The sequence below is a fragment of the Herpetosiphonaceae bacterium genome (genome assembly GCA_036374795.1).
Taxonomy (GTDB): domain Bacteria; phylum Chloroflexota; class Chloroflexia; order Chloroflexales; family Kallotenuaceae; genus LB3-1.
Genome location: DASUTC010000018.1, coordinates 1 through 16,442, shown reverse-complemented (window position 1 = coordinate 16,442; position 16,442 = coordinate 1). Strand labels below are relative to the sequence as shown.

General features: G+C 62.2%; 17 protein-coding genes. 9 read left to right on the top strand and 8 right to left on the bottom strand.

Annotated features, from left to right (window positions below):
* Window positions 1–167 precede the first annotated feature (167 nt).
* From VFZ66_00810 to VFZ66_00790, 5 genes are all read left to right on the top strand, one after another.
* On the top strand, window positions 168–461 hold the full coding sequence (locus VFZ66_00810; protein HEX6287693.1) for a hypothetical protein: 294 nt from the start codon (window positions 168–170) through the stop codon (window positions 459–461).
* Between the two features lie 2 nt (window positions 462–463).
* Window positions 464–907 carry a hypothetical protein gene (locus VFZ66_00805; protein ID HEX6287692.1) on the top strand — a complete coding sequence of 148 codons (444 nt, stop codon included), beginning with the start codon at window positions 464–466 and terminating at the stop codon, window positions 905–907.
* 3 nt (window positions 908–910) lie between these two features.
* Window positions 911–1,222 (top strand): hypothetical protein, encoded by a 312-nt coding sequence (locus tag VFZ66_00800; protein ID HEX6287691.1) that lies wholly within the window; start codon window positions 911–913, stop codon window positions 1,220–1,222.
* 4 nt (window positions 1,223–1,226) lie between these two features.
* Window positions 1,227–2,114: a diacylglycerol kinase family protein gene (locus VFZ66_00795; GenBank protein ID HEX6287690.1), complete on the top strand. Its 888-nt coding sequence runs from the start codon at window positions 1,227–1,229 to the stop codon at window positions 2,112–2,114.
* Between the two features lie 239 nt (window positions 2,115–2,353).
* Complete coding sequence (locus VFZ66_00790) at window positions 2,354–3,043, top strand: BON domain-containing protein (protein ID HEX6287689.1); 690 nt, start codon at window positions 2,354–2,356, stop codon at window positions 3,041–3,043.
* 120 nt (window positions 3,044–3,163) lie between these two features.
* On the opposite strand, the gene VFZ66_00785 is transcribed toward VFZ66_00790, so the two are convergent.
* The 7 genes from VFZ66_00785 to VFZ66_00755 form a co-directional block, all read right to left on the bottom strand.
* A complete protein-coding gene (locus VFZ66_00785; GenBank protein ID HEX6287688.1) occupies window positions 3,164–4,777 on the bottom strand; it encodes a M4 family metallopeptidase in 1,614 nt (537 codons plus the stop codon).
* Window positions 4,778–5,126: 349 nt separating this feature from the next.
* Window positions 5,127–6,263: a P1 family peptidase gene (locus VFZ66_00780; protein HEX6287687.1), complete on the bottom strand. Its 1,137-nt coding sequence runs from the start codon at window positions 6,261–6,263 to the stop codon at window positions 5,127–5,129.
* Between the two features lie 99 nt (window positions 6,264–6,362).
* Window positions 6,363–7,706 (bottom strand): asparagine--tRNA ligase, encoded by a 1,344-nt coding sequence (asnS, locus tag VFZ66_00775; GenBank protein ID HEX6287686.1) that lies wholly within the window; start codon window positions 7,704–7,706, stop codon window positions 6,363–6,365.
* 174 nt (window positions 7,707–7,880) lie between these two features.
* A complete protein-coding gene (locus VFZ66_00770) occupies window positions 7,881–8,543 on the bottom strand; it encodes a class I SAM-dependent methyltransferase (GenBank protein ID HEX6287685.1) in 663 nt (220 codons plus the stop codon).
* 146 nt (window positions 8,544–8,689) lie between these two features.
* Window positions 8,690–9,103: a hypothetical protein gene (locus VFZ66_00765; GenBank protein HEX6287684.1), complete on the bottom strand. Its 414-nt coding sequence runs from the start codon at window positions 9,101–9,103 to the stop codon at window positions 8,690–8,692.
* Window positions 9,104–9,286: 183 nt separating this feature from the next.
* A complete protein-coding gene (gene gatC / locus VFZ66_00760) occupies window positions 9,287–9,574 on the bottom strand; it encodes an Asp-tRNA(Asn)/Glu-tRNA(Gln) amidotransferase subunit GatC (protein HEX6287683.1) in 288 nt (95 codons plus the stop codon).
* 21 nt (window positions 9,575–9,595) lie between these two features.
* Window positions 9,596–11,596, bottom strand: a complete 2,001-nt coding sequence (locus VFZ66_00755; protein ID HEX6287682.1) for a glycosyltransferase family 39 protein — start codon at window positions 11,594–11,596, stop codon at window positions 9,596–9,598.
* 80 nt (window positions 11,597–11,676) lie between these two features.
* On the opposite strand from VFZ66_00755, the gene VFZ66_00750 reads away from it, so the two are divergent.
* Together VFZ66_00750 and VFZ66_00745 are read left to right on the top strand one after the other, a co-directional pair.
* Window positions 11,677–12,639 (top strand): EamA family transporter, encoded by a 963-nt coding sequence (locus VFZ66_00750; GenBank protein ID HEX6287681.1) that lies wholly within the window; start codon window positions 11,677–11,679, stop codon window positions 12,637–12,639.
* 3 nt (window positions 12,640–12,642) lie between these two features.
* Window positions 12,643–13,581, top strand: coding sequence for a DMT family transporter (locus tag VFZ66_00745; protein ID HEX6287680.1), 939 nt, complete (start codon window positions 12,643–12,645; stop codon window positions 13,579–13,581).
* Window positions 13,582–13,670: 89 nt separating this feature from the next.
* Here the strand turns inward: VFZ66_00745 and VFZ66_00740 are convergent, their stop codons facing one another.
* Window positions 13,671–13,949, bottom strand: coding sequence for an Lrp/AsnC family transcriptional regulator (locus tag VFZ66_00740; protein HEX6287679.1), 279 nt, complete (start codon window positions 13,947–13,949; stop codon window positions 13,671–13,673).
* A gap of 282 nt (window positions 13,950–14,231) precedes the next feature.
* Here VFZ66_00740 and VFZ66_00735 point away from each other — a divergent pair, with 282 nt between their 5' ends.
* Window positions 14,232–15,119 (top strand): hypothetical protein, encoded by an 888-nt coding sequence (locus tag VFZ66_00735; protein ID HEX6287678.1) that lies wholly within the window; start codon window positions 14,232–14,234, stop codon window positions 15,117–15,119.
* Window positions 15,120–15,123: 4 nt separating this feature from the next.
* Window positions 15,124–16,362 (top strand): DNA methyltransferase, encoded by a 1,239-nt coding sequence (locus VFZ66_00730; GenBank protein HEX6287677.1) that lies wholly within the window; start codon window positions 15,124–15,126, stop codon window positions 16,360–16,362.
* Window positions 16,363–16,442: the final 80 nt, after the last annotated feature.

Sequence of the window (16,442 nt, the reverse complement as noted above, 5' to 3'; positions counted from 1 at the left end):
GCCTCAGAAAGGGAACTCTTTGGAGGACACGCACTGCCCAGAGGGCACCCGCCCCGGCCTGTAGACGCGCTAGACGGTACGGACCCTCGCCCCGCTGCGATCTCTGGCTGCGGCCAGGCGAGCCGGGGTGCGGGTGTACGCCGGGTAGCATAGCTTTTGGTAGAAACATGATCCGACAGAACATCGGGGCGCTGCTGATAGGCGTGCTGGAAGGGGCGCTGGCGGCGCGGCTGATTGCCCTGCTCTTTGCCGCGCGGCCCGACAATCCGGCGATCGGCCTGCTGCTGGCGCTGACCGCGCCGCTGACGGCTCCGTTTCGCATCCTCGATCGCCTGGCGGAACAGCCACCGTTCGGCGCGCGATTGGAGCTGGCGACGCTGGCGGTGATGGCGCTGGTGCTCGGCGTTGCCATCGTCGGGCAGTGGGTATACATGCAGCCGCACGACCAGCGGACGGAGTAATGATGGACGATGGACTACGCACATTCGGGCAGGTGTTGATCAGCGTGATGCTGATCGCGCTGGTGCTGGGCAGCCTGCTGCTGGCGCTGATCTACCGCAGCCTGCGGCGCATCGACGTGCCGCCCAACGCCGACTTTTTCACCACCGTTCGGGCGGTGCCGCTGAGCCTGGTCGTGGCGCTGGATCTGCTCGACCTGGGGCTGGACGTGCTGGCGACGCCGATCGTGTGGGTCATTCTGAGCCGCTTCCGGCTGCAAGCGCTGCGCAACGTCGCGGCGGTCGAGGCGCTGATCCCGTTTACGCAGCCGATCCCGACGCTGACGGTCGCCTGGTTTGCGGCGCGGGCGCTCAACCTGGGCCAGCCGCCGCGCTTTGCCGATCGACGGGTCATCGAGACTGAGGAGATCAGTCCGGGCGAGTATGTTTCCCGGTCTGGGAGGCGCTAGCTTATGGATACGCTGATTGGATTGCTGATTCTGCTGGTGATCGCCGGGATCTGCGGCGTGATCGCCGAGTGGATCGTCGGCTTCAGCCCCGGCGGCTTTATCGTGTCGATCATCGTCGGGCTGATCGGCGCGTACCTTGGCGGCTGGCTGGCAGGTCGGCTTGGGCTGCCGCCGATCTTGAGCGTCGCGGCGCTGCTGCCGAATATCAACGCCGCGCTCTCGTTCGACATCGTCTGGGCGATCCTCGGCTCGATCCTGCTGCTGCTGATCATCAGCCTCGTGCGCGGCAGCGGGCGGCGGCGCAGGTATCGATAGAGCAATGCAGACCTGCGTTATCCTCAACCCCAACGCCGGATCGGCGCAGGACGTGACGGCGCTCGAGGCGGCGATCGAGCGGCTCGACGGAGCGGTGCTGCGGGCTACAGAGCAGCCCGGCGATGGGCAGCAGATCGTGCGTGAGGCGCTGGCGGAAGGCTGCGGTCTGATCGTGGCGGCTGGCGGCGACGGCACGATCAACGAGGTCGTCAACGGCCTGGCCGGGCATTTCGAGGGCGTCCAGCTTGGCGTGATCCCGGTCGGCACCGGCAACGATTTTGCCCGCTCGATCGACGTGCCCACCGAGATCGAGGCGGCGGTCGAGCTGCTGCGACGGCGGCAGACTCGCCTGGTGGACGTGGTGCGGGTGTCAAGCGACAGCACGCGCTATTTCATCAACGTCTCGGCAGGCGGCTTCAGTGGCCTGGTCGACGAGAAGCTCACCGATGCGATGAAGCGCTCCTGGGGGCCGCTGGCCTATCTCCGGTCGGCGGCAATGGCGCTGCCCGATCTGACCAACTACCATACGCTGATCACCTTTGACGACGAAGAGCGGCACGAGATCCAGACCTACAACATCGTGATCGCCAATGCGCGCTACGTCGCGGGCGGCATCCCGATCGCGCCGCGAGCCAAGCTCGACGACGGCCTGGTCGATGTGCTGGTGGTGCCCACCGCGTCGATGCCGCAGCTTGCGCTGCTGGTGCCGCAAATCCTCCTCGGCCAGCATCTTGACAACGAGCTGATCGTCTTCCGGCGCGCGCGCAAAGTGCGGGTCGAAGCGCGGCCCGGCATGTGGTTCAACGCCGACGGCGAGCTTGTGGGGAACGAGCCCGCCACCTTTGAAGTCATACCCCGCGCGCTCCAGGTCGTCGTCGGGCCGGAGGCCTAGCGTGCCCTGAGGCGGGGAACGAAAGAATCAAGAACCCGGTGTCCTTTGGGCATGGCACCCCGGCACCCGGCGCACCAAGCACAAACGTCCAACTTGCCTGTTCGCTTGTTCCCTTGATCGCTTGTTCCCTTGTTTCCGTTTCCGCGACCCCTGAATTTGAAGCCTGGAACTTGGAACCGGCGGTACACAACCTGCTTGAATCGGCAGCAGCGCTGCATCAAACGGAAGCAGGAGGTTCCATGACAGAGCGAGATCAACCTATTCCCCCCGGACATACACCGCAGCATCGCCCGGAGCAGGAGCCGCGTCCCGACCCAACGCCCGAACAGGACGAGGGCCACAGTACGGAGTTTCTGAAGCAGCTCGCGGGCAGCCATACCGATGGAACGGCCTATATCGACGCCGAAGATGTCGATCGGCTCGAAGGCATCAGCATGACCGATGTCTACGAGGGCGATACCGATGTCAACCAGGAGCTTGTCGAGGGCGAGGCCGAACGCTTCGATCTGCTGGTGGAGCGCGAGCTGCGCGAGGGCGAAACCGACGACGTGATGGAGGCGGTCGAGGAAGGGCTGACGTACGTGCCGCCGATCGATCCGCCGATCACCTTCGACCACGATAATCCTGAGTCGATCGCGGTGGCGACGGGCACCGACATCAGCGCGCGCGACCCCCAGTTTGCCGAGAGCGGCCTCGACACCGCGCACATGGGCGACGACGATATGGAAGCCCTGGTGCGGCGCTCGCTGCGCGACGATAGCGCTACGTCGCACCTTGCGGATCGGCTGAGCCTCGCCGTGATCAACGGCCTGGTGATCATCCGGGGCGAGATCGACGACATCGACGACAGCGATAATATCATCGGCGTCGTCAGCGATATACCCGGCGTGCAAGAGGTGCGCGACCAGACGGTGGTGCGCGGCCTGTAGGAGCAGGCGCTCAACCCGCGATCCGCCATCACCTCACGATCAGGCCCTCACCCCGTCTCGTAAAACTCGACGCCCCTCTCCCAGCGCAATGGGAGAGGGGTTAGCGGTGAGGCCGGACGGCTACTCGACGCCGACCGCAGTCCACGCCTGCGCCGTCGCGGCATACTCGACGCTGTCCGCGCCGTAGAGATCCGCCGCCGCGCTCAGACAGGCCGCGCGCACATCGCTGAAGTTGGCGCTGGGGAAGAGATAGGCGGTCAGCGCGCGGTAGAAGATCGCCTCCGCTTTCTGGTGGCCGATGCCGCTCACGCTCAGCCCCGACGTGCGGTTGGTGCCGCCCTGGGCCATGAGATAGAACGCCTGGTTCTGGATGCCGCTGTTGCTGTGGACGCCACAGTTATCATTGTTCGGGTTCGGCTGGCAGGTGCCGGGATAGAACCGGTTGGAGTAGTGGTTGGGATCGCCATCTTCCAGCGGCTCTTCCAGGTTGCGGAATCCTGGCCGAATATCCCGAATGAGCAGAATATCCTCGCCGATAAAATAGTCGGGCTCTCGACCGCCGACGCTGCCGGTGTAGAACTCCACGGCGGTGCCGAAAATATCCGAGAACGACTCGTTGGACGCGCCGGACTCGCCCGCGTAGATCAGATCTGCCGTCTTCTCGGTCAGGCCGTGGGTAATCTCATGTCCGGCGACATCCAGCGCGACCATCGGGCTGAAAAACCGGCCATCGCCGTCGCCGTAGGTCATGCTGCGGCCATTCCAGAAGGCGTTGTTGTAGTTCTTGCCATAGTGGACGCGACTGAGCATCGCGTAGCCGTTGCCGTCGATGCCGCGCCGCCCATAGGTGTTGAGGAAGTAATCCCAGGTCTGGGCCGCGCCAAAGTGCGCATCGACGCCAGCGCTCTGCCGATCGTGGACCGTGCCGTCACCCCACAGGTTATCGCTGTCGCTGAAGAACTTGTGCTTGCCGCCATGCGCATGATCCAGATCGACCGTCTCCATACCGCCGCGCGTATGGTCGCGCAGCTCGTAGCTGCCATCCTCGACCATATCGGCATTGATGCTGACGGAGCCGCTGTAGAGGCTGTTGCCCGTGCCGATCGCGTTGGCGCTATCCATCTGGTTATAGTAGAGCGCGACGCTGGCGTCCTGAGCATTGACGAAGTACTGATGGTTGGCGGTCGCCTCGGTGCCATCCTCGATCCGCAGGCCCACCTGATACGCCAGCACCGCGCCTTCGTCACGCGGCAGCACCAGCAGCCGCGCCGTGGGCGGCTCAGCGAACGAGCCGCTGTAGTCCAGCGCCGCCACCGCCACATCGATCGCCTCTTTGGCCGTCAGGCGCGGCGTGGTGTCGAGCGCCAGGCCAGTGTAGAAGCGCCCGTTGTCGGAGAGGACCGTGCCCCTGGCGTCGAGGTGGGCGATCATCTGGCCGCCGAAGACCGGCAGCCCGCGATGGTACTGGTCGAGCCGGACATGCGTCGCGATGTCGTCGCGGTCGGCACCGCGCAGCCGGAATGTCTCGCGCGCCTGGCCTTTGCGCTCGAAATGCGCCAGACTTCGCTCCAGCGCATGAGTCACCCAGGCAGGCCGCTGCCCGCCCGCCTCACGATACGCGGCTTGCAGCCGTCCACGTCCTTTACCTTGCGCACCTGCAACCGAGGCCGTCGCCACGATCAGGCTGAACATACTGACGAGGGTTGCTAACACGAGCAGGCGGTGACGAATCATAGGACCTCCTTGATACCTGAAGGTTGAGCAATGAAGGATGACGACACGGGACACGTAGCAGCGTTACCTTGAAGTAGACAGGCGCTCAATCGTTACGATACCGGGCAGTGGCGGCAGCGATCAACTCCTTGGCGGTGGTACAGGCACCCAGATGTGACCGGCGATGAGCTGACTTTGGCGGAAATACTGGATTGACTCAGGGCGAGGCACGGAGCCGAGTCATGTGTAGCAGAACTATACCGTGTCGGAAAAGAATTGTAAATACGCAAGATCAGCGCTGGCGATCTTGCGCTCTGTTTATGGGGTGCTGGCGGCGATGAGTGCAGATGCATGTCCGGCTGGTGGGAGATCAGCAGCGCTCGTCCGGCAGCCGCCGATAGTGCCGCATAATCCGCGCCAGCTCATCGGCTGGTAGCTCATACGCCGTCCTGCCATCGGCACCGAGGGTGGTTGTCGCGGCGCAAAGCGCGTTCACGATCGCCTCCTCGGTCGCATCGGCGACCGCCTCGAAAAGCGGCGTCATCGCGTCGTTGGGGAGGCTTCGGACATGCAGCATGTTGTCCGCTGCGGGCGTGCCGAGCGAACGGTTGCCGGTCGCAAAGGCCAGAAATAAATCCCCGCTGCTGTTCTCGCCAACTCCGCCCGTCCGCGCGATGCCGATCGTTGCCCGCTGCGCCAGCCGACGGCACTGGAGCGGCAGCAGCGGCGCGTTGGTCGCGACGATCACAATGATCGATCCGGCACCGGCTGGCGCGTCGAAGCGCGGCACAGGGATCTTCTCTCCGCCCAGCTCGCGCCCGACGGGAACGCCGTCGATCGTCAGCCGGTGCCGCGCTCCATGATTGGCCTGCACCAGCACGCCGACGATCCAGCCGCCGTAGCGCTCCGACAGCACCCGCGATGAGGTGCCGATGCCGCCCTTGAAGCCATGACAGATCATGCCCGTGCCGCCGCCGACATTGCCCTCCGCGACCGGACCCGACGCGGCGGTGTCGAGCGCCTGCCAGACGTGCTCCGGTCGGACGTGCATGCCGTTGATGTCGGAGAGGATGCCGTCGTAGGTTTCGGCGACCACCGGCAGGCTCCAGGTTGTCTCGAAGGCTGCGCCCTGCCGAACCATGTAGCTGATCATCGCGTCGCGCACGACGCCCACGCTGTGTGTGTTGGTCAGAGCGATCGGCGTTGCCAGGAAGCCCGACTCATCGATCCAGAGCACGCCGGTCATCTCGCCGTTGCCGTTCAGGACGTGCGTGCCCGCATAGACTGGATCGGCTCCGACATCGCCCTCATGTGGATACACCACCGTTACGCCGGTTCGCACCGGCCCCTGGCCGACGACGAGCGGACCAGCGCCGGAGATCAGCGTGGTGTGGCCCACGCGCACGCCCGGAACATCGGTGATCGCGTTGTACGGGCCGGGCGAAAAGCGGCCAATCGATAGCTGAAGATCGCGAGCGCGCGGGCGCTCCGCTGGCTGCTCAGGCATGAAACGTTCCTCTGCACGGGGGGTCTGCAATCTGCGAACTATCGGAAACCATCCGCCCATTGATAGGTTGGCGGCTGCGCGACCGACAAGCGCCGAGCGCTAGGGATAGATGCGATACAACTGGCGCGGGAAGGGAATCGTCTCGCGGATATGGCGCGTCCCGGCGATCCAGGCCGTGCAGCGCTCGATGCCCATGCCAAAGCCGGAGTGCGGCACCGTGCCGTAGCGCCGCAGATCGAGATACCACTGGTAGTGCTCAGGGTTGAGGCCATGCTCGCGGATGCGCTGCTCAAGCAGATCGACATCGTGGATGCGCTGCGAGCCGCCGATGATCTCGCCGTAGCCTTCTGGCGCGAGCAGATCGGCGCAGCGCACCACTTCGGGCCGCCCCTCGACCGGCTGCATGTAGAAGGCTTTGACCTCGGTAGGATAGTTGACCACAAAGACCGGCTTGCTGAACTGCGCGGCCAGGAACGTCTCGTGCGGCGAGCCAAAGTCCTCGCCCCACTCGATCGGCGGAAGCGGCTGATCCTCAGGCGGCACGGTCACGCCCTCGCGCGCGGCCTTGTTGATCATCTCGACCGCCTCGTCGTAGCTGATGCGCGGAAACGGCGGCTTCACCTCTTGCAGGGCATCCGTGCTGCGCTCCAGCGTCACCAGATCGTCGCGGCGGCGCTCCAGCACGCGCTGCACGATATAGCTCACAAAGTTCTCTTGCAGCACCATGTTATCATCCTGATCGGCAAACGCCAGCTCCGGCTCGATCATCCAGAACTCGGTCAGGTGCCGCCGCGTTTTGGAGCGCTCAGCACGGAACGTGGGGCCGAAGCAGTAGACCTTGCCGAAGCTGAGCATGCCTGCCTCGACGTAGAGCTGGCCGGTCTGCGCCAGATACGCCTTGCCCAGCTCGAAGTACTCTGTGGAGAACAGATTGGTCGTGCCCTCGGCGGCGACCGGCGTCAAGATCGGCGTGTCGAAGCGGATAAAGCCCTGCTCGTTGAGAAACTCCTGGGCGGCGGCGATCACCTCGGCGCGCACCCGCAGCAGCGCGTGCTGCTTGGCCGAGCGCACCCACAGATGCCGATGGTTCATCAAGAACTCGGTGCCGTGCTCCTTGGGCGTGATCGGATACTCGTTCGCGATCGACTGGACGCGCAGATCTTTGACATCCAGCTCAAAGCCGCTGGGCGCGCGCTCGTCGGCCCGCACGTTGCCCGTGACATACACCGACGACTCCTGCGTCAGCGATTTGGCCGCCGCGAACGCCTCCTCGCTCACATTCTTCTTGAAGACCACGCACTGGATCGTGCCGGTGCCGTCGCGCAGTTGAATAAAGACCAGCTTGCCTTTTTCGGTCTTGTGATAGACCCAGCCCGCCAGCGTCACATCCTGGCCCTCGTGCCGGGCAATCTGCTCGATGTATGTGCTTGGTAAGAGGCTCATATTCCGCAAAACTCCTGTTCCTTGCTCCGAGTTTCAAGTTTCGAGTTTCACATTCCAAGTTTCGAGTTCTCTCCCTTTGTTCTTTGCTCTTTGTTTCGTTGTTCTCCCCTTTGTTCTCGTGTTCCTTCGCCGGGTGCCCTCTGGGCATGGCACCCGCTTTGTTCTCTCACCGGGCTACCGGCGCTCAAAAACTGCCAGATAGGCCGGATGAGGCTTGAGACGCTGCCACAGCCGGGCCGGCCAGAATGGACAGTAGAGCGCATGCAGCGTGCGAAAGCCAGCGTCTTCCAGCAGACGGTTGAACTCCACGCCCGATGGACGATAGACATGCGTCGGATCGCGCTCGTAGGTGCGGGCGTAGATCCAGCGGTTGAGCGCGTTGTTGATCGTGGGCAGATGCGCGACGAAGATGCCGCCGGGCCGGACCGCTTTGGCGATACCCTCGGCTGCGGCGCGTGGATCGGAGAGATGCTCCATCACGTTCACCGCGATCAGCACGTCGAACCGGAGACGAAACGGAATGCCCTGCTGGAGATCGGCGGCCAGCACGTGCGCATGTGCCAGGCGACGCTGCGCCACGGCAGCGGCATGAGCGGAAATATCCGTGCCGTAGAGCCGCCAGCGCCGGTCGAAGCCCGCCAGCAGGTAGCCGAAGCCGCAGCCGACCTCAAGCAGGCTGCCGCCCGCAGAGTGACGCATCACCAGCCGCCGAATCAATCGGTCGCGCGCCACATCGATCGCCGTCTGGCGCGGTATATCGCCGTACAGCGTCGCAAAGTAGGCGTCGTCGTAGTCGGCGAAGGTCGGTTGTTTGGAATGTTCTGCCGCTGTTGTCATAGGCTGACAGTATGCCATACGTTGCCCTAAACGACAATCTGTGGATGGACCCACGATCCAGACAGAGCGCCCGCAGCCGTTCCGCTCCCAACACAAAACGGGCGACTGTACAGCCGCCCGTTCGTGTCGATTGCTGCCTGGTATATTTACAGCGTGCGCTGGCGATAGCGGATCAGATGACGCGCCTGTCCTACCAGGCCACGCGCCGCGTTGAGATAGGCCCGCGCCACTCCCACACGGTTGAGCGTCAGCGGGAGCGCCGCCACCAGCATCAGGATCGACAGCGGCCAGAAGAGCGGCGTCAAAATGATCGTTCCCAGGAAGTAGCAGATCAGCGCCAGGCCCACCAGCGTATTCAGCATCGACTTGTCCAGCGTCCGCAGTTGCAGCGAGCGCACCAGCTCAGGTAAGTTGCCGAGCAACAGCATCACGCCCGCGATCAGCGCGAGATAGGCCTGAAGCCCCGCCGTGAGCAGTTGATAGACGAAGTAGATCGCGACCAGCACGCCGACCAGCGCGAGAATATAGAGCCAGGTTTGATTCCGTGATCGTCCGTTCATAGGTTTCCGCCCCTTTAGCATCGTTCAAGTGAGCATTTGACGTGCCAGCTTTGCCGAAGGTTGCAGGCGGAAGAACGGAGAACAAAAGAACAAAAGAACAAAGGAACACAAAAGAACCGAGCACTTTGTTCTCTTGTTTCCTTGTTCTCTTGTTTCCTTGTTTCCTTGTTCCCTAACTCCGCGCTACTCGAAGACGGGCTTAACCTTGAAGTAGCCCTCCTCGTGGCGCGACGCGGCGGCCAGCACCTCGTCAACCGGCAGCGACGGTCGCACATCGTCGGGGCGGACGACGTTGACCACATCCGTCACCTGGGCGGTCGTCGGAACGTCCGTTACGTCAACCTCTTGCAACATCTGCATGTAGTCCAGAATCGACGAAAGCTGCTGCTGCATCAGCGTCAGCTCGTCCTCGCTGAGCCGCAGCCGGGCCAGCAGCGCAACCTTGCGCACATCATCCATCGTCAACGCCATCGCTCAAACTCCTCAGCTATGCTAGCCTACCAATCGTAGGCTTTCGATACAGGTTCGTGTCGCGGCGGTGCCGTCGCCCAGGGCCAGCGGATCAAGCCGCAGCCGCTCGATCCGCCCCTGCCAGCCGGGCACGTCCGCCAGCGCCACCGTGTAGGTGTGAGGCGTGCCGTCGCCCTCCACCTGCCAGCGCACCGAGCGATCATCGGACATCATGCCGTCGGGACCCGCGAAAAAGAGCTGCGCGTGCTCGCCCTGCGCCGTCGTGCGCATCGTGATCTCCAGCGCCGCGACCTCGGCGGCGTCGACGTTGAGCAGCGGACTGACCAGCGCCGGATCGGTCTGCGGATTGAAGCACCAGCCCGTCTCGAAGCGCGCATCCTGCACATTGGCCGCCTGCCAGCCCCAATCGAACGAGGACCAGCGCCAGCCCGCGCCGCGCGCCAATTCCGTCGCGCCGGGCAGCCGCCAGTAATAGATCGTGCCCTTGTGCGTCACCGCTGGCTCGAACGCCGCGCGATACGGCTGCCAGAACTGATCCAGCATCGCCTGGGTGATCGGATAGCGCTGGTAGCGCTCCTGCAACTCCATCGTCTCCTGCCCGACGATCACCGTCAGCCCGGCGTGAAGCCCGTTTGTGATCTCGCCGCGCAGCCGCTCGAACGCCGCCGGAATATCCCCGCCGACCTCAAAGAGCGTCCCGTTGATCGTGCGCACGTTCGGTCGATCTTCGTAGTAGGGCAGGTACAGCTCCATCACGCCGCCGGGCGGAATGATCAGATCGTCGCGCGCGGTAGCGGCCTTGATCCCGTCGGCCAGTTGCCGCTGCAAATCCTGGGAGGCATCGCCGCGCCGCTGAACGATCGGGTAGTTATGCCAGAGCAGCAGCAGCGGCAGCGCGACCGAGGCAGCGCTCAGCGCTCGCCCGATCCGCGCGAGTGGTCCGACCGCGTTCGTGCCGCCAAGCCGGGCCAGGCTCAGGCCCAGCAGCAGCCAGAGCGGCAGCAGCGTGCCGATCCAGAACTCGATATTCTCGCCCTCCCACCAGCTAAAGAAGCCGCCATAGACCGCGATCCACAGGCCGCATATCGCGACGATGCGCGGCCAGCAGCAGACGGCAGCGGGCAGGCCCAGCAGCAGCAGCGCGACGATCGCCGCCCAGAAGGGCAACGCCTCCTGCGTCGAGATCGTGTTGCCCAGCCCCGCGCCGAGATCGGTCAGGCGGTCGCGGGTAGCATGACCCCACCAGCCCGTTTCGACAAAGAAAAACATCCAGTCGCGAAGCTGGCTGAGCGAGCGGTAGCCGTTGTAGCCAAAGCCCACCAGCGCATAGCCCAGTGCGACGATCGTGCCCGCAAGGCTGCCGCTGATAAGTACCTGCTTGATCCGCTCGCGCCAAACGGTCGGGCTGAGCAGCACCCCGGCGATCACCACCGGCACGAGCAGGCCGTTGGTCTGATGATAAAGCGCCGCCAGGCCAAGGCTGATGCCAAGCAATGGCGCGGTACGACGACGCGGCTGCGTCACCAGCTCGATCAGCAGCGCCAGCGCCGCCAGCAGCCAGACCAGCGCCAGCAGATAGACTTCCACCTCAACCGAAAAGTACCAGACGCCGTAGTTGAAGAGCAGCAGGCCCGCCGCCGTCAGTGCAGCCCACCAGACGCCCGTCAGCCGCAGCGTCAGGCGGTACAGCCCAAAGCCGCACGCCGCCCCGACCAGGCTATTCAGCACTTTGAGCGCCAGCTCGGAGCCGCCGCCATAGCCGAAGAGCCGCCAGCCCTGCCAGAAGAGCCAGCCGGTGGGACTGTACAGCAGATGATGCGGATGGAAAAAGAAGCCCGCGCGCTGATCGACATCGCGGATATACGAGAGCGCATCGAAGGTATGCACGTCGGAGAGCGTGGGCAGATAGACCGCCAGCGCCAGCAGCGCCAGGGCCGAGGGCAGCGCCCAGCGCGTGATAGGCTGCGCCCAGCGCCAGCTCCGATCAGTTGGTTTGGTTCGTTCAATCGTTTGTGTCGTCATCAGGCCCAGAGTATACCAGAAATGTCCGATCAGACGTTTGTCCCTTGTGTCGATCGGCGCTGTTGGGTATCCTACGGTGCATGCAGCAGACAACCAAACAGCTACGCGGCTATGCCCTGGTGTTGATCGCGGCAAGCCTGTGGGCGACGCTGGGACTGTTCTACCGCGTACTCAGCGAGCAGTACGGCCTATCCAAAGGCGTGATCGTGACGTACAGAGCGGGCATCGCGGCATGCGTCCTGTTTGTCGCGGTTGGTCTTCTCCGCCCGCGCGCGCTATACGTCAGGCGACGGGACTGGCCTTATTTTGTGGTCTTCGGCAGCGTCGGCGTGGCGGCCTTTTTTCTGTGCTACATCCAGGCGACCACGACCGGGCCGCTGGCGGTAGCGGCGGTGCTGCTCTACACCGCCCCGATCTGGATCACGATCTGGTCGGCGCTGCGCCAGGGCGAGCGGCTGACCAGCCGCAAGCTCGTGACGCTTGCGCTGGCGATCGGCGGCTGCGCGCTGGTTGCCGACATATTCAATCCCGCCAATCTGACGGTCAGCGGCGCGGCGCTGCTCTTTGGCCTCCTGTCGGGGCTGAGCTACGCCGCATTCAGCCTGTGGAGCGCCGAAGGTACGCGGCGCGGCTATCAGGCATGGACCGTCGTGGCGTACTCGCTGGGCATCGGGACGCTGGTGCTGCTCGCAACGCAGCCGCTCCACGAATCGCTACGACCCCTTCAGATGCCGGGCGCGTGGCCCTATCTCCTGGGCGTATCGCTGGGAGCTTCACTCCTGGCACCAACCTGTTTTACGATCGGCCTGCAATACGTACGCACATCCAACGCTTCGATCCTGGCGACGATCGAGCCGGTCATCGCGGCGCTGCTCGGCTGGCTGGTAGTCGTGCCGCCTGAGCCGCTCAACGGCTGGCAGATGCTCGGCGGCGCGTGTGTGCTGGGCGCGGTGATCGTGCTGGCAACCACCGGGCGTGGACAGCCCAACCAAATGTCAAGCGCGCGACGAAGCGACGAAGCCGAAGCAGGCATACAAGGATAATTCATGCAACAACGGACGATTTTTCCCTATCTGGTTTTGTTAGTCGGCGTGGTGATCGCATCGACCGCCGCGATCATGATCAATCAGGCGATCACGCTCGGCGTGCATCCGCTGACCGTCTCCGCCGGACGGGTGGCCGGCGCGGCGCTGATCCTGACACCGCTCGCCTGGGGCTGGAAAGGCGACGAGCTGCGCCGGATCGATCGCCGAGACTGGCTGTGGGGCTTTATGGCGGGCGTCTTCCTGGCGCTGCACTTCGCCACCTGGATCAGCTCGCTGGCCTTCACGTCAGTCGCCTCCTCGACGGCGCTCGTGACGACCAATCCGGTCTTTGTGGCGCTGATCTCGTGGCTGGTCTTCCGTGAGCGCCTGTCGTGGGGCGTGTGGCTCGGCGTGCTGCTCACGATGGGCGGCTCGCTCCTGGTGGGCTTCAGCGATGGAACGGGCGGCAGCGGCAGCAATCCGCTGCTGGGCGACGCGCTGGCGCTCCTGGGCGCGATGACAGTCACAGGCTACTTTCTGATCGGTCGCAGCGTGCGCGCGCGGCTTTCGATCGTGCCCTACATCTGGCTGGTCTATAGCTCGGCGGGGATCGTGCTGCTGGCGTGGATGCTGCTGGCGGGTGAGACGCTGCTGGGCCTGCCGCCGCTGGCCTATCTGCTGCTGCTCGGCCTGGCGATCGGGCCGCAGCTTCTAGGCCATACCGCGTTCAACTGGGCGATCAAGTACCTGTCGGCGACATTTGTCACGGTGGCGATCTTGGGCGAGCCGATCGGCGCGACAGTCATGGCCGTGCTGCTGCTGGATCAGCCAATCCAGCCCCTCCAGCTGATCGGCGGCGCGGTGCTGCTGGTGGGCATCGCCGTGGCAACGCTGGCCGAGCGCCAGCGGCCAAAGGCTGCCGTCGAGGTAGCCGAGGTCGAGGCGGTGGTTGCGCCGTAGGAGGCCCTCACCCCCAACGCCAGGGAACAAGGGAACAAGGGAACAAGGAAAGAACGTTTTGTTCTCTTGTTCTCTTGTTCTTTCGTGTGCTATGACAGGCCGATGTCGAAGGCGCTGTCAAGCTCGCGGCGGGTGAAGGCGCGAAAGGCCAGCGTCGTCTCGGTGTCCGTCACACCATCGACCATCGCGATCTGATCGGGCACGACCTCGGCGAGCTGCTCGTAGCTCGGCAGGTGCAAGATCGCGATCAGGTCGTACTTGCCCGTGACGCTATACACCTCGGCCACATGCTCGATCTCGACGATCTTCTGCGCGACCTCCGACGTTCGATGCTTCTCGATGTTGATCATTACAAACGCTGTTACCATAGGTACTCCTCTATGTACCGGCTGCTGCGCGGATTGTAGCAGCGCCCTGCACGCGCAGCAAGCGAGGACGATGCTTTGCGAATTATTCGCTGTTATGCCGCCTCATCTCAGCGCTAAGCAGCTTGGTTAGTCTATCGTTCATCGATTACCAGGCCGCTTTGTGCAAACACCTGCTACGGTGAGCACTTCAGCCGCGCCTTTCTGCAACTGTCGCAATCCAATGAAGTATGCTACCCTACCAAGCTAATGAACCAGCAAGGTCCCAGGCAAGGAGCAGCAGCAGTGAATGAAGGCCAGACAGCACAGGACGATTCGTTCGATGATGAGCCAGAGGAGCTTATCCCCGAACCAGAGCTACAGCCTGCTCATGGTAATACACGCGAAGATCAATATTTCCAGCTTTTGGTCGTTGCCCTGCGTGCCTGCGCTCAATACAAACCGATGTTTGGGAAAGGTCGCAAAGGCGGGCTATCCCTGGAACAATTCCAAGAGATGTATCGCGCTGATTCATTTTATAGTTGGGTTGGGCTGGATAGTCCTCTGATGTATGCTGCTCATAAAGCAGCGGGCGGCATGACTTCCATCTATCGGCAGCTTGGGATTGGCGGTGAGTGGATTTTTCGTAACGTGCTTCGAGATAGCCTTGGCCTCTCCGCTGAACAAGCCACATGGTCGTATGAAGTACCAATCGCCCAAGGTAAGCTAAGGAAGCTCACACTGGATGGGCGAATCCAATTTGATCATGTCCGAAACCCAATGATTAGAGCACGTGTGCAAGAATGGGTTGCAGCAGCGGCAGATCAGTTGCGCTTGAATCACAAGATGCGAGAGCAAATTAAAGGCGTTGTGTTTGAAGTGCGGCAGGGCTATAAGAGCAAGGACTCGAAACGGCAAAATGCTGATATAGCGAATGCTTCAAATGCTTACACCAACTTCTATATGCCAGTATTAGTCTTGCTATCCACACAAATAGATCAAGATGTAGCTCTGCGCTATAGGCAGGCGCAATGGCTGCTCCTGACAGGTACGACACACGGATCGACGGTAAGTAGCACCTATGCATTTTGCCGTGAAGTATTGGGCTATGATCTTGCACGCTTCTACCAGAGCTATACAAGCCAGATCAAAGCTGAGCTTGAGACTGTTTTGAAAACACTTCTTGAGGTATAACAGCATGGCAACTCAGAACACGATCACTCGGCATGATCATCTCACCTTTAAAGGCAACCTCAAGCAGACGCGCTATGGCTGGCTCAGGCTCACACCTGCCTACTCTGTCCATCTTGTCGCAGAGCTACTCGACAAGTATGCAAGCACAAATGCCGTAGTACTTGATCCATTCTGTGGAACCGGGACAACTGCGCTTGTTTGCGCAGAGCGCGGGGTTGAGTGCGAGACAGGCGACATCAACCCTTTCCTTGTGTGGCTGTCTGAGACAAAAACACACGCTTACGATACGGCAGACCTTGATGCCTTTGGAGTCGCGGCAGCAGCCATCGCTAAAGTAATCCAACATCCACCTGCTGAACCGCTATGGATACCGCCGCTCCATCAAATAGAGAAATGGTGGAGTCATCAAACGCTTCAAACGCTTGCCCACATGCTCTATCGCATCAATAGCCAGGCGGAGTCGCTGCCGGGGGCCAGCGTCAACCTGCTCAAGGTTGCATTTTGCCGCACCATGATCGACCAATCGAATGCCAGCTTTGCCCATCAATCCATGTCCTTCAAAAAAAGCGCACAGATGTCGTTGCTGTTCGAGGATGACTCAGATTTAGTGCTTGCCAGCTGGGAAAAATCTGTAGCCGCTATTGCAGCCTCAGCTCACTCTCCAATCGTACGGCAGCCACGAGTATTACTCTGTGATGCTCGCAGCTTAACCACAGCGCTTCCGACGAATAGCTACTCGTGTGTGATTACCTCGCCGCCCTATCCGAATCGGATGAGCTACATCCGTGAACTGCGGCCCTACATGTACTGGCTTGGCTACCTGAGAGACGGACGAGCGGCAGGTGAGCTTGACTGGCAGGCGATTGGTGGTACCTGGGGCATTGCTACCAGCAAGGTCGCCAAGTGGACGCCTGAGGCAGATGTAGCGATTCCTTTTGACGAATTTTATACGCTGTTGATGGATATTAATCGGCATAGCCCAGTTTTGTCGCGCTATGTCCACAAATACTTCTATGACATGATGCGGCATTGCAATCAGCTATTTCAGGTTGTCAAATCAGGCGGGACAATCCACTATATTGTCGGAAATTCAAAATTTTTTGATGTGCTACTTCCCGTTGAACGTATCTTCGCGGCACTATTCGAGTTGGCAGGTTTTGAAGATGTAAGGATTCGCACGCTTCGGAAGCGTACATCGAAGAGAGAACTCTTTGAGTACGTCGTTTCAGCGCAGAAGCCGTGAGTGTGGACAGAGCACGGCGCGCACGTGTCGTTAGGCAACACATACGCACCGTGGAACGTGAGCCGCAATCGGGGAGATCT

Bases quoted from the DNA above. Each gene is read 5' to 3' on its own strand.
- VFZ66_00810 (HEX6287693.1), top strand. From the start codon at position 168: ATGATCCGACAGAACATCGGGGCGCTGCTGATAGGCGTGCTGGAAGGG.
- VFZ66_00805 (HEX6287692.1), top strand. From the start codon at position 464: ATGGACGATGGACTACGCACATTCGGGCAGGTGTTGATCAGCGTGATG.
- VFZ66_00800 (HEX6287691.1), top strand. From the start codon at position 911: ATGGATACGCTGATTGGATTGCTGATTCTGCTGGTGATCGCCGGGATC.
- VFZ66_00795 (HEX6287690.1), top strand. From the start codon at position 1,227: ATGCAGACCTGCGTTATCCTCAACCCCAACGCCGGATCGGCGCAGGAC.
- VFZ66_00790 (HEX6287689.1), top strand. From the start codon at position 2,354: ATGACAGAGCGAGATCAACCTATTCCCCCCGGACATACACCGCAGCAT.
- VFZ66_00785 (HEX6287688.1), bottom strand. From the start codon at position 4,777: ATGATTCGTCACCGCCTGCTCGTGTTAGCAACCCTCGTCAGTATGTTC.
- VFZ66_00780 (HEX6287687.1), bottom strand. From the start codon at position 6,263: ATGCCTGAGCAGCCAGCGGAGCGCCCGCGCGCTCGCGATCTTCAGCTA.
- asnS (HEX6287686.1), bottom strand. From the start codon at position 7,706: ATGAGCCTCTTACCAAGCACATACATCGAGCAGATTGCCCGGCACGAG.
- VFZ66_00770 (HEX6287685.1), bottom strand. From the start codon at position 8,543: ATGACAACAGCGGCAGAACATTCCAAACAACCGACCTTCGCCGACTAC.
- VFZ66_00765 (HEX6287684.1), bottom strand. From the start codon at position 9,103: ATGAACGGACGATCACGGAATCAAACCTGGCTCTATATTCTCGCGCTG.
- gatC (HEX6287683.1), bottom strand. From the start codon at position 9,574: ATGGCGTTGACGATGGATGATGTGCGCAAGGTTGCGCTGCTGGCCCGG.
- VFZ66_00755 (HEX6287682.1), bottom strand. From the start codon at position 11,596: ATGACGACACAAACGATTGAACGAACCAAACCAACTGATCGGAGCTGG.
- VFZ66_00750 (HEX6287681.1), top strand. From the start codon at position 11,677: ATGCAGCAGACAACCAAACAGCTACGCGGCTATGCCCTGGTGTTGATC.
- VFZ66_00745 (HEX6287680.1), top strand. From the start codon at position 12,643: ATGCAACAACGGACGATTTTTCCCTATCTGGTTTTGTTAGTCGGCGTG.
- VFZ66_00740 (HEX6287679.1), bottom strand. From the start codon at position 13,949: ATGGTAACAGCGTTTGTAATGATCAACATCGAGAAGCATCGAACGTCG.
- VFZ66_00730 (HEX6287677.1), top strand. From the start codon at position 15,124: ATGGCAACTCAGAACACGATCACTCGGCATGATCATCTCACCTTTAAA.